This is a genomic window from Pontixanthobacter sp. CEM42 (genome assembly GCF_017812015.1).
GTDB lineage: Bacteria > Pseudomonadota > Alphaproteobacteria > Sphingomonadales > Sphingomonadaceae > Pontixanthobacter.
The window spans coordinates 1,046,625-1,059,405 of the sequence record NZ_JADQTN010000001.1 but is presented as its reverse complement, the minus strand read 5'-3'; the positions used below and the strand labels follow the sequence as shown (position 1 = coordinate 1,059,405).

At 54.5% G+C, this 12,781-nt stretch carries 11 protein-coding genes; 7 read left to right on the top strand and 4 right to left on the bottom strand.

The window, feature by feature from the left end; translation table 11 throughout:
- Positions 1-77: 77 nt before the first annotated feature.
- From J9777_RS05075 to J9777_RS05055, 5 genes are all read left to right on the top strand, one after another.
- Positions 78-2,045, top strand: coding sequence for a TadE/TadG family type IV pilus assembly protein (locus J9777_RS05075; RefSeq protein ID WP_209347670.1), 1,968 nt, complete (start codon positions 78-80; stop codon positions 2,043-2,045).
- Positions 2,042-2,650 (top strand): TadE family protein, encoded by a 609-nt coding sequence (locus J9777_RS05070; protein ID WP_209347669.1) that lies wholly within the window; start codon positions 2,042-2,044, stop codon positions 2,648-2,650. The genes J9777_RS05075 and J9777_RS05070 overlap by 4 nt, the downstream gene beginning before the upstream one ends.
- Entirely contained in the window at positions 2,650-3,345 is a 696-nt protein-coding gene (locus J9777_RS05065) for a TadE family protein (RefSeq protein ID WP_245228509.1), read from the top strand. The genes J9777_RS05070 and J9777_RS05065 overlap by 1 nt, the downstream gene beginning before the upstream one ends.
- 93 nt (positions 3,346-3,438) lie before the next feature.
- Positions 3,439-4,092 carry a hypothetical protein gene (locus J9777_RS05060; RefSeq protein WP_209347668.1) on the top strand — a complete coding sequence of 218 codons (654 nt, stop codon included), beginning with the start codon at positions 3,439-3,441 and terminating at the stop codon, positions 4,090-4,092.
- Between the two features lie 29 nt (positions 4,093-4,121).
- A complete protein-coding gene (locus tag J9777_RS05055) occupies positions 4,122-4,586 on the top strand; it encodes an EF-hand domain-containing protein (RefSeq protein WP_209347667.1) in 465 nt (154 codons plus the stop codon).
- A gap of 1 nt (position 4,587) precedes the next feature.
- Here the strand turns inward: J9777_RS05055 and trmFO are convergent, their stop codons facing one another.
- Positions 4,588-5,955, bottom strand: a complete 1,368-nt coding sequence (gene trmFO / locus J9777_RS05050; protein ID WP_209347666.1) for a methylenetetrahydrofolate--tRNA-(uracil(54)-C(5))-methyltransferase (FADH(2)-oxidizing) TrmFO — start codon at positions 5,953-5,955, stop codon at positions 4,588-4,590.
- Positions 5,956-6,064: 109 nt separating this feature from the next.
- Between trmFO and J9777_RS05045 the strand changes: the two genes are divergently transcribed.
- Positions 6,065-6,718, top strand: coding sequence for a lysoplasmalogenase (locus J9777_RS05045; RefSeq protein ID WP_209347665.1), 654 nt, complete (start codon positions 6,065-6,067; stop codon positions 6,716-6,718).
- An 8-nt stretch (positions 6,719-6,726) separates the two neighbouring features.
- Here the strand turns inward: J9777_RS05045 and J9777_RS05040 are convergent, their stop codons facing one another.
- Both J9777_RS05040 and gyrA read right to left on the bottom strand, forming a co-directional pair.
- Positions 6,727-7,557: a TauD/TfdA family dioxygenase gene (locus J9777_RS05040; RefSeq protein ID WP_209347664.1), complete on the bottom strand. Its 831-nt coding sequence runs from the start codon at positions 7,555-7,557 to the stop codon at positions 6,727-6,729.
- A gap of 2 nt (positions 7,558-7,559) precedes the next feature.
- Positions 7,560-10,394 carry a DNA gyrase subunit A gene (gyrA, locus tag J9777_RS05035; RefSeq protein ID WP_209347663.1) on the bottom strand — a complete coding sequence of 945 codons (2,835 nt, stop codon included), beginning with the start codon at positions 10,392-10,394 and terminating at the stop codon, positions 7,560-7,562.
- Between the two features lie 300 nt (positions 10,395-10,694).
- On the opposite strand from gyrA, the gene J9777_RS05030 reads away from it, so the two are divergent.
- Positions 10,695-11,993: a hypothetical protein gene (locus J9777_RS05030; RefSeq protein WP_209347662.1), complete on the top strand. Its 1,299-nt coding sequence runs from the start codon at positions 10,695-10,697 to the stop codon at positions 11,991-11,993.
- 57 nt (positions 11,994-12,050) lie between these two features.
- Here J9777_RS05030 and J9777_RS05025 read toward each other — a convergent pair whose 3' ends face one another.
- Positions 12,051-12,776: an NYN domain-containing protein gene (locus J9777_RS05025; protein ID WP_209347661.1), complete on the bottom strand. Its 726-nt coding sequence runs from the start codon at positions 12,774-12,776 to the stop codon at positions 12,051-12,053.
- Positions 12,777-12,781: the final 5 nt, after the last annotated feature.

The following is a 12,781-nucleotide window of genomic DNA, read 5'->3' as shown; positions in this document are numbered from 1 at the left end:
CAATCTTATCCGCGTTTTAGATTTTATTAATCGGTTGGCTTTAGGCCGCTTGCTCTATGCAACGGGGCCAAATCTCTATGTCGAAAAAGAATGTACCGCATTCCGCCACTGGGGTTCTGCGCTTTCTTCATGATGCTCGCGGAAACATCATGCCAATGGCGGCGATCGGCATGGTTACAATGGCCGGTTTGGTTGGCGGCGGCGTCGATATATCGCGCGGATATATGGTGCAAAACCGCCTCCAGAACGCTTGCGATTCCGCGGTTCTGGCCGGACGGCGCGCAGTTAGCGATGATGGCTTTGACACGAATGCGCAGGCGCAAGCGAATGCCTATTTTAATACCAATTTCGATGAGGCGGGCGAGGGCACATCAAGCACCTCGTTCACTCCGGTGTCAGTAGATGGTGGCAATCAAATTGATGGCACCGCATCGACGAAACTGTCCACCGCAGTGATGCAACTGTTCGGCTTCGACGAGATGACTTTGTCCGTTGCCTGCTCTGCCTCCATGTCGGTGGGTAACAGTGACATCATGATGGTTCTCGATACGACCGGATCGATGGATTGGACTATCTCGGGATACAGCACAACGGATGACTCGCTAAGACGTATCACATTCCTTCAAGACGCGATGAAGGACTTTTACGATACTGTGAACACGGCGACCTCAGCCGGCAACACGCGGGTGCGGTATGGCTTTGTACCCTATAGCTCATCGGTCAATGTTGGTCGTTTGCTCAATCCGGCATGGCTTAGAGACACCGTAGATATCCAGTCGCGGCGAGCGCTGTTCACGACTACAACAACAAGCACTGTTGTGGGTTATGAGCCACCGGTCATTACCAATGATTCCGGAACTACCTCTACCTACAGTACCAATTGGTCCAACTATACGGGCACCCGGTATAGCAGCGAAAGTGCGTGCCTAAACGCGTTGCCGAGCAACACCGACTGGACGGACTATGGGTCATCCAGCTCCACGAGCAACACATATATCAATGGTGCAGATCAACGGATTACTGAAGATCGCGTAGAACAGGGGCAAACACGGACAAGGTATCGGTGTCGGTATTCCCGCAATAGAGGTAACTACCGTCGGCAGGAACGCGATCAATATCGCTCAACCTACACCGAAACCGTTTCGACTGAAGATCCGATTTACAACACCACAACTACCAGCGAGTTTGATGACTGGTATTACGAGCGGATCGACGACATCGACACGTCAAATTTCAAACTCTTCAACCCGGTAACGGTGGCAAATGGCACCGACGGTGCCAATGTAAGCTATACTTGGGAAGGATGTATCGAGGAACGCAGCACCACAGCGGCTTCTAGCTTTAGCTACTCCTCGCTGCTGGGAATGACACCGGATGTGAATGATCTTGATCTGGATACAGCGCCGACGACGAACGAAGACACACAATGGGCGCCTCTTTGGGGTCAATTGTCCTACCGTCGCGGCACAAACTACTACATATATAATGAAGATGCGGGATATGACGGGTACAAAACGCCATATTTCTGCCCTTCCGCCGCACAACAATTCACAACGATGACGGAAACTGAGTTTGACGCCTATGCAGATGCGTTGAACCCTGAGGGCAACACGTACCATGATTTGGGGATGATTTGGGGAGGGCGCCTCAGCTCACCGAGCGGAATGTTCTCAACGAATGTAACCGCGGCTCCAACCAATGGCGGCGCCGTTGCACGTCACCTGATCTTCATGACCGACGGCTTTATGCAACCGAGCTACAGCACTCACTCGGCGTATGGCACCGAATATTACGACGAGCGGATTACGGATGATGGAATCACCGACATCACCGATAGGCACACCAGCCGCTTCCTTGCAGTCTGTGAAGCGGTGAAGGCCAAAGGTATTCGCGTATGGGTTATCGCGTTTGCTTCTGCGCTCACAGACGATTTAACCGCTTGCGCGTCGGATGACAGCGCCTTTGATGCCGACAGTTCGGATTCGCTTAACAACGCTTTCCAGGAAATCGCTAAGAATGTTGGCGAATTGCGGGTGGTCCAATGACCTCTACCAATCAGCCTGAGACAGCGATCTTGCGGGCTATCGCGGATGATGAAACCGGTACAACGGTTATGGAATTCGGGTTGATGATCACCGTTTTCATGACTTTGCTGCTCGGCCTGTTTGATCTCGGCCAAATGACATACGCAAACGCGATTTTGAAAGGCGCCGCACAAGATGCTGCGCGCTCCTCGTCATTGGAAACGGGCAATACTACGCTTGCCGATGCAGAAGTGGCTGATGCAGTCAGCGCGGTTGCCGTTGGCGCAACGGTCACATCAAGCCGCGTGAGTTACTTCGACTTCGAGGATGTGGAACGTCCGGAGTCATGGAACGATGCCAATGACAGCGGCTCCTGCGATAATGGCGAGATCTACACCGACGAAAACGGTAATGGAGAATGGGACGCTGATATCGGCCAGTCAGGCAATGGTGGCGCCGGTGACGTTGTTATTTATACGGTAAACGTATCCTATCCACCGCTGTTTCCCAATCCGTTTCTGCCGGGCGGAAGTGACGCCCGCACGCTCAGTGCCTCTGCGGTGAAGAAGAACCAGCCCTTTGCCGATCAAGCAACCTATGGCGCGGCTGCCGGGGTGTGTGACTGATGCCAAGCGCGCTTTCAAATACCGGCTTAGTGAAACTGCGGTCAAAACTGCGCGCGATGCGTGAGCTATTCGCCAATCGCGACGGCATATCGATTGTCGAGTTCGCGCTTGTTCTGCCAGTATTGCTGACAATGGGGCTGTTCGGAACAGAGATTGCTCGGATGGCAACGGTCAACATGACGATTAGTCAAATCGCACTGTCATTGGCGGATAACGCCTCACGTCTCGGTCAAACCGATAACAGCGGTGTGACCCCGACAATTACCTATGACAATGTTGATTCGGTGCTGGCCGGTGCTTTGCGCGATGGCGAAAAGATCGATCTTGAAGAGAACGGTCGTGTTATCCTTTCCAGCCTGGAATATAACGCCTTTCAAGACAAACAATTCATTGCTTGGCAGCGATGCCGCGGTGATCTGGTCGTCGATTCGGACTATGGGAACGATACCGACAAGAACGGTATAAATGGTCCGGTTATTGCCGGAATGGGACCGGGCGCGACGCAGATTACGGCCCAAAATGGCCAAGCGGTCATGTATGTTGAGATCGAATATACCTATTCGGCGTTGTTCGAAAATCCGTTCGGTTCGGGTGATAAGACGCTGCGTAAAGAGGCGGCTTTCTTGATCCGCGACGATCGCAATCTGGGACCGGGGCTTACAGGCACCAATAGTGGTGATTCCGACTGTGCTTGAGGCTTGCTGTCTCAATACAGCGTTCCACAATCAACCGGTAGTTTGACAACAATTCGGTTGTGCATCGCGCGCGAATCAACCAGCCTGTTCTGCGTGAAAGACTTCGAACTATCTCCTGCACCTAAGCTGGCAACCTATCACGCTGTTGGTGATCTTAAACCAATCCTGCTCGCATTTCTGCAGTTGGATACCCGTTTGGCTCAGTTTGTCAGTCAAGCGAAGGAACCGATGCTAACGCAGATGCGCATTGCATGGTGGCGAGATCAGTTGGGCAAACCTGCACCGGAGCGTCCAAACGGAGATCCGGTTCTCGATAGTTTGAGCAAGCATTGGCTTGGCGAAGAAACCGCACTCATCGCAATGGTGAATGGGTGGGAAGGGTTACTTGCCGAGCCGCCATTACCTATCAGTGCGGCATTGGAATTCGCCGAAGGGCGCGGGAAATGCTTTGCTGCGATGGCACGGCTGACGGCCTGTGGTGAGGCGGCCGACGCCTCTCAGGCGCTTGGCGAGGCATGGGCTCTTGCTGATCTGGCCGCCCGTATGAGTTCTGCTGAGGAACGGGAGTTTGTTGTGGAGGCTGCGCGTAAACGGCCCAATGTCATTACGCCAGTACCGTACAAACTCCGTGCGCTCACAATCTTGGGCAAATTGGGGGGCAGGGCTCTGCAAGATGACGGACGACCCTTAATTCGCGACCGCAAAGACCTGTTGCTGGTTACCCGGGTTGGCTTATTTGGCCGGTGATATAGTATGCGCTCTGAAAGAGGCGTGAAATGAACCGGATATTACTTGGCGGATTGTTGTCTTTATTGATGGTGGGGCTCGGACTGTTCTGGTGGCAGGGCAGGGCCCAAGTTGAAGAGGGCGCGCCTCCCCCTGAACCATTGCCGATGGTTTCGGATTCAGCTGAACCTGAGATTCCGGCTTCCGATGCCGGTGATATGCGCGGGCCAACACCGCCAGAGGCAACCGAATTGACGCGCGAGCAGCGGCGTTTTTACCGCTATGACCGCAATCGCGACCAATCGATTACGCGCAACGAAATGCTGTCCACCCGGACCGATGCATTCCGCAAGCTCGATAAAGACGGCAATAATCTACTGACTTTTGAAGAGTGGGCCGTCGCGACATCGAACCGTTTCGAGAAAGCGGATAGCAACAGTGACAAAGAACTCAGTCCCGAGGAGTTTGCTACAACACGGCCGAAGCGCAAGAAAAAGCCCGCCTGCAATTGCTAAGTCAGGCGGGAACGCTTTCCATCGCATTTAGCCAATTCCCGAAGGCCGCTTTGCCGCGCGAGGTATACGCCTCTTTCCGCTCCTTCTTCTTGACCGTGTGGAGCGGCGGGAAGAGCCCGAAATTGACGTTCATTGGCTGATAAGTGTCAGCCTCTGCACCAATTGTGATATGTGCCAGCAACGCACCCATTGCTGTTGTCGGTGGTGGCGATTGCCAATCCTGTCCGGCCAGCTCTGCGGCGGCCATCATGCCGGTTAGCAATCCGACGGCAGAGCTTTCGACATAGCCTTCGCAGCCGGTAATCTGTCCGGCAAATCGGATGTGACCGGCTTCTTTCAAGCGCAGCTGGCGATCCAACACGAGCGGTGAATTGATGAAAGTGTTCCGGTGCAACCCGCCGAGCCGTGCAAATTCAGCATTCTCCAAACCCGGAATAGTCTTGAACAGCTCGGTCTGAGCGCCGTATTTCATCTTTGTTTGGAAGCCAACCATGTTCCAAAGCGTGCCGAGTTTGTTGTCTTGCCGCAATTGGACGACCGCATAGGGCCAGCGGCCTTGTGGAAATTCGGGTGTTGTATCACGCGGATTATCCAGCCCGACCGGCTTCATCGGACCGTATCGCAAAGTGTCGATCCCGCGTGATGCCATTACTTCGATGGGCATACACCCATCAAAATACGGCGTGTCCTTTTCCCAATCTTTGAATTCGGTTTTCTCGCCATCCAACAGTCCCTGGTGGAACGCCAGATACTGCTCTTTGGTCATCGGGCAATTGATGTAGTCGCCGTCTTCGTTGGATGCTTCGGTCTTCTTGTCCCAGCGAGACTGGATCCAGGAAATGTCCATGTCGATGCTATCGCGGTGGACGATGGGGGCAATAGCATCGAAGAACGCCAAGCGGTCCTGGCCGGTTGCACTGACAATGCTTTCTGCCAGATTTGCCGCGGTAAGCGGACCGGTTGCTACGATAGTCAGGCCTGCTTCCGGCAGGGTATCGACTCGTTCGCGCACTATGGTCACGTTGGGATGGTTTTGGAGTGCTTTCTCAACTTCGGCGGAGAACAGATCACGGTCTACCGCCATCGCTGATCCTGCCGGTACGCGGGCAACTTCACCCGCGCGCATCACGATAGAATCCAGACGCCGCATTTCGTGGTGAAGCAAGCCAACAGCATTGCGTTCATCGTCATCGGATCGGAAACTGTTAGAGCATACGAGCTCCGCCAAACCGTCCGTCTGGTGGGCGGCTGTCATTTCTCCACCGCCGCGCATCTCGGACAGACGAACTTTGAAACCACGTTGGGCCAACTGCCAAGCCGCTTCGCTTCCCGCCAGCCCGCCACCAATTATCTGCACATCATGAGTCATGCGGCGCAGGTAGTGCCTAACGTGGGCGCTCGCAAACTCTATCCATCACAATAGTTGGAAGATTGGACAAAAATGGCCTAGAGCAAAGGCGAATTCAGGGGATACCGCTTTGCCGCAACGCGCGCTAACCGAAAGACGACCATGGCTGCTCGCTAGTTTGGCGGCGGCAATTGCGTACTTCTTTGTGATGGACGGACCATACGGCGAGATATGGTTGATACTGCTGAAAGGTGCCGGTGTTGCATTTTTGGCAGTCTACGCGCTGCTGCGACATCATAGTTCCACGGCGAGACTGCTTGCCCTCGTGCTTGTACTGTCTGCGTTTGGTGACATGCTGATCGAGCTGAGTCTGCAATGGGGCGGGGCGACGTTCTTCTTGTCTCACGTCGCAGCAATATCGCTTTATCTCGCCAATCCGCGTGACAGTTCGACACCAAGTCAGAAAGGACTGGCCGTTGCGCTCTTATTCCTGACACCGCTGATATGTTGGCTGCTGACCAGAGACATCAGTATCGCGTCGTATGGATTGGCGCTTGGCGGAATGGCGTCCACCGCTTGGATGAGCAGGTTTACGCGCTACCGGGTTGGACTGGGTGCGGTCTTGTTCGTAATCTCCGATTGGTTGATCTTCTACGGTATTGGCGACCGTCCATATGGCGCGACAGCCTCAATGGCCGTCTGGCCGATCTATTATGCAGGACAGTTCCTGATTGCGACCGGCGTTATCCAAACCCTCCGCCATGAGTTGCCTCAAGCGACGTAGACAGTAGCCTAGGCGGCAGCGATAGTCGTGCGATGTAGCTCGCGCCGGTGCCCGTCATAGCCGCCTGTAGCTCTGTGAAGCACGCTGCTATTGTCCCAGATCACCAGCATGTTGGGTTCCCATTGATGCCGGTAGATAAACTCTTCGCGCGTTTGCCATTCAAGCAACTCGGATAGCAAAGTGAGCGCTTCTATTTCCTCCATGCCTTCGATTCCGACGACATAGCTAAGGCTGGAGAAAATGACCTCCTCACCAGTTTCGGGATGAGGCCGGATGAGTGGATGTGTTTGGGTTGCGAGTGCATCCTTGCCCGGACGAATGGCCATGGACCGACCTTTATCATTGTCTCCATACAATCCATCAGGCGCGTAACCGCGCTGTGCTGAATGGATCGCAGTGAGGCTGCGCAGATAGTCTTTGCGATCATTGGGAAGGGCGGCAAATGCGGCCGCTTGATCAGCGAACAGAGTGTCGCCACCAATTGGCGGTATTTCTACGGCTAGCAGGCATGTTCCCGAAGGCGGTTTTCTTAGAAAGCTCCAATCGCTGTGCCAACTTTCAGCGAAGAGCGGCGATTGCTCGTCAGCTTCGCGCAGGATTGCTGCGACATTTTTGCGGCCTTCGATGGGATCGAAGAACGGGTCTTCGCCAAAGCCACCCATGGCAAGTGTAAGCCGTTCCAGTGCATCGTCATCCATCCGCTGATCAGCGAAAGCGAGAACGCGATGTTTGAGCCATGAAGCACGGATTTGCGCAATTGTGGCTGTGTCGAGGTCGTCGGTCAGATCAATACCGGTGATGCGTGCACCGCATGTCCGACCGAGACGCTCGATCTCCATCGCTATTCTTCGGTGCCTTCGTCGGTATCATCACTCGCTGGCGACGGTGCATTGTCATCACCTGCAGAAGATCCACCATCAGCGATCTCTTCCGCGACAGCTTCTTCAGCCTCGTTCTCGGGCGCTTCATCTTCGTCAATCAACGCGACACCAACCACTTGTTCTTTATCCGCTACGCTGAACAAACGAACGCCTGAGGAACTACGTCCAATAATCGGCAGGCCGAGATTATCTTCGTATCCATTCTCCAACAGATGGCGGAATTCAATCGACAGACGGATCAGTTTAGCCTGATCGGTTACCAGCATGATCTGGTCACCATGCGTAACCGGGAAGCTGGCGACAACCGGGCCATTGCGATCCGGATCGCTTTCAGGCGAACCGATATTGACCACGCCCTTACCGCCGCGACCGATGGTGCGGTATTCGTAAGCTGAGGAGATTTTGCCGTAACCATTGGCGCAGATTGTCAGAACGAATTCCTCTCGTTCTGCCATTTCAGTCATGCGCTCTTCAGAGAGTTCTGAGGTATTGTCACTCGTTTTCCACGGTGCCGCGCGAAGGTAAGATTCACGCTCCTCCGCAGTCGTGCCGGTGGTGTTGAGTACAGCCAGCGAGACGACTTTAATGTCGCCTTTTGGCCCCATGCCTTGAACACCGATGCCGGTCCGGCTCTTTGTCTCACGTGCATCCGTCGCGGCAAAGCGGATTGCTTTGGCGGTATCGCTGGCGAGGAACACTTCCTGATCTTCGGTCAGCAAGCGAACGCCAATCAAGCGGTCATCCGATCCTTCAACAAAGCCCATCGCGTATTTGCCGTTAGATGGAACGTTGGTGAACGCATCCATCGAGTTCCGGCGCACCATGCCAAGCTCTGTCGCAAAGATGATGTTGAGCGCATCCCACTCGTCCTCGTCCTCGGGCAGAGGCAGAACATTGGTCACAAGCTCGTCATCACCCAAAGGAAGCAGATTGACCATCGGACGACCTTTGGTCTGCGGGCCACCTTCGGGTAGTTTCCAGACTTTGAGGCGATAGACGCGACCGGTGTTGGTGAAGAACAACACAGGCGTGTGCGTGCTGGTCACGAACAATTCGACGATCGCATCTTCGTCTTTCGTCGCCATACCGGCACGGCCTTTACCGCCCCGATTTTGTGCACGGAAAGTCGCGAGTGGAGTCCGTTTGATGTAACCGCCATGCGTTACCGTCACGACCATTTCTTCGCGCTCGATCAGGTCTTCGTCGTCGAGACCATCCCAGGCGGGTGCAATCTCGGAGACGCGCGGCGTTGCGTAATTCTCGCGGATTTCGGTCAGTTCTTCGCGCATGATGCCGTAAAGCTTCACGCGGTCGGACAGGATCGAAAGATATTCCTCGATAGCGATTGACAGCTCTTTCAGTTCATCGCCGATCTCGTCACGGCCTAGCGCGGTCAGACGGTGCAGGCGCAGTTCAAGAATTGCCTTAACCTGACGTTCCGAGAGACGGTACGTGCCGCCTTCCTGGCTTGCATCGGGCTCAATCGCTTCAACCAGCTTGATATACTGCGCGATGTCGCCAATCGGCCATTCTTTGGCGAGCAATTTCGCACGCGCTTCCGCAGGGTTCGGCGCGCCGCGGATCATCGCAACGACTTCATCAAGGTTGGAAACCGCGACAACGAGACCGAGCAAGATATGCGCGCGGTCACGTGCTTTGTTCAGTTCAAACTTGGTCCGGCGTGTAATGACTTCTTCGCGGAACTGGATGAACGCCTGAATGAACTCGCGCAGCATCAGCACTTCTGGACGGCCGCCGCGAATGGCGAGCATATTGGCGGGGAAACCCGACTGTGCGGGCGTATGACGCCAGATTTGATTGAGTACGACATCAGCCGTTGCATCGCGCTTCAGGTCGATAACGACACGTACGCCTAAACGGCTTGATTCGTCACGGATATCCGAAATGCCTTCGATGCGTTTGTCTTTTGCCGCTTCTGCGAGCTTTTCGACGAGACCGCTTTTGCCGACTTGATACGGAATCGATGTCAGAACGATTGATTCACGGTCACCGCGTTTGGTTTCAATCTCATGGCGGCAACGCTGCAGGATTGATCCGCGCCCTGTTGTGTAAGCAGAACGTGCGCCCGATTGACCGAGAATGAGCGGAGCAGTCGGGAAATCCGGGCCGGGAATAATCTCGACCAGTTCTTCTGATGTAATCGCGGGGTTGTCGATAAACGCAAGACAGCCGTCGATGACTTCACCCAAATTGTGCGGCGGGATATTCGTCGCCATGCCGACCGCGATACCGCCGGCACCATTGACCAGCAGGTTAGGGAAGCGAGCAGGGAGCACTTGCGGCTCCTGACGCGAGCCATCGTAGTTTTCAGTGAAATCGACCGTGTCCTTGTCGAGATCGTCCAGCAACGCATTGGCTACCTTGGCCAAGCGTGCCTCGGTATACCGCATCGAGGCCGGTGGATCGGGGTCCATCGAACCAAAGTTACCTTGACCGTCAATCAGCGGTACACGCAGCGACCAATCCTGCGTCATCCGGGCTAGCGCATCGTAAATCGCGCTATCACCATGCGGGTGATAGTTACCCATCACGTCACCGACGATTTTGGCTGATTTCCGGTAAGGGCGACCTGCAACGAAGCCGCCTTCCTGACTGGCGAACAAAATCCGGCGGTGGACCGGTTTCAGTCCGTCACGCACGTCGGGAAGAGCGCGGCTCACGATCACGCTCATCGCGTAATCGAGATAACTCGTCTTCATTTCATCGACAATGTCGATGCGCCCAAAATTCTCTGATGGGGCAGGCGGTTCGTGAGTTTCGTTATCGTCGCTCAAGAGGGCTCTTTTCTAATGCTTTCGACACAAGGTCTGTTGAGTTTCCGATGTACGCTATCGCCCCCAATTCCGCCACTCTGACGGGTGTCCCAGGGCACCAAAACAGCAGGTTTTCCACACCTTGCTCTGCGTTGTGAGCGATTGCGGCTGAAACCGCAGAATTGCGGGCGTTCAATGCCCATTCAGGGCGTTTTTGGTAGAACGATTTGCAATACGGGACACATAACGGCACTAGCGCGTTATTGAGACGTAGCTTCAGCCGAACAGGCTTATTTATTTCAATTATGGGAGAGACCCAGAATGTTTACTCGCAACCGTACCAAAGCAGACAAGCGCATTGGTTCGAACATCGCTTTCGCTGTCGCTTTGATGTGCGGCACCGCACTAACTGCAGGAGCGCTTGAAGCGCCCGCACATGCGCAGAAAAAAGATAAAGAACGCAAGACCGAGTATTCGGAAGCGTTCGTAGCGGCCTACACACCTGTCGATGAAAAGACCAAAGGCTTGGTGGCCGACACGGAGGGCGCGAAAGCCGGTATCCCGGCAATGGTCGCCGCCATGTCGACACCCGATGACAAGATGGCTGGTGGTCGCTTGATCGTGAATATCGGCGTTGCAGCTAAGGACGTGCCGCTCCAACGGCAGGGCTATGAATTGATGATCGAAAGCGGTCTTGCATCACCGACGGATGCGGGCAGGTTCCTGTATAATTCAGGGCAACTCGCTTACTCTGACAACGATTTCGATACCGCACGCACGCGCATTCTTGCGGCAAGCGCTGCCGGTTTTACGGTGCCAGATCTGGAGAACACTATTTCCGGTCTGTATTTTGCTGAGGATCGTTATCCTGAGGGCATCGCCTATCTGAAGACTGTGGCAGATGCCGCGATCGCAAACGGCCAAATGCCTCCGGAGAAGATCATCACGCGGGCCTTTTCCGCAGCCTATAATAACGAAATTCAGGACCAAGCGCTTGAATGGACAGCGATGCAGGTCAAATACTATCCGACCGATGCCAACTGGACCAACGTAATTGCGCTTCGCCGCGAGTATTTTGACCTCGACAGCAAAATCATGCTGGACCTTCTGCGATTGCTCGATCGTACATCGGGCCTCGCCACCGACCGCGACTATGTGAACTACATCGAAGCGGCAAATGTGCGGTTCCCGGCCGAGACGCAGCGGATTGTCGCTGAAGGCCTTTCCTCCGGTGTGTTGAGTGCAGATCGCGTCATCGTCCAAGAGGCGCGAAGCGGCATTGTCGCGCGTGTTGCTGGCGTGCGCGAAGACATGCCTGAGCTAGAAGCCGATGCGCGTGCCGCAGGAGCAGACGGCGTCGATGCGATGGCTGCCGGCGATATCTATTTGAGCCTTGGCGAACCCGCCAAAGCAGAGGAAATGTTTGCTATCGCTGTAAACAAGCCGGAAGTTGATCAGAGCCTAGCCTACATGCGGATGGGCATCGCCCAAGCCGATTTGGGCAAGGCGGAGGCAGCCAAAGCAAGCTTTGCGAACGTAACCGGCGACTATAAGCATGTGGCCGATTTATGGGCCATCTATGCCGACACAAACGCTAGTGCAGCAGCAGCGGCGATGTAACCGCTACACAAACCTGACTATTTGGAAAGGCGCGAGTTTCGGCTCGCGCCTTTTTCATTAGTGCAGACGCTTCACGTAGATTTGACCGTCATCACGCCGGTCGATCTGAAAGTTCGGCAGAGAATCGAATAGATCAGACAGGCTCTTGAAACCGTAATTGCGGACATCGAAGCTAGAGCGATTGCCTGCAATCTGACCAACCTGCTGAAGCTTGGCGTAGCCCTTTTGATCACGTTTTGCTTCGTTGTAGGCTGCAACAATAAGCTCCTCCAATTGCTCGTCGATAGAGGGCGCATCTGTTTGCTTCGCATCGCCGCTGGCCTGGTTTTGCTGCTTGTTGGCAGCAATCAGCTTGTCGATGTCGATGAAGCGCGTGCACACCGAGCGGAAGGACTCCGGCGTTTTTGAGCTTCCGAAACCGTATACGACAATGCCATCCTGCCGCAGGCGGGTGACCAGCGGGGTAAAGTCGCTGTCAGATGTCATCAGGCCGAAACCGTCGACTTTGCCTTGATTGAGCAAATCAATTGCATCGATGGTCATCGCCATGTCGGTGGCATTTTTGCCCTTCGATACATCGAATTGTTGTTGGGGTCTGATCCCGAAGCGGTTGGTGATTTTATCCCACTTCGCAAGATTGCCTTTGGCAAAGTTGCCATAGGCACGGCGGATATTCACTTGGCCAAGCTCGGCCATCACCGTGAGGACGGGATCGATACCTTGAGGTGTTGTGTTGTCTGCATCGATAAGCAGAGCGATATTTCTGAGTGTTTCTTGAGACATAGTCC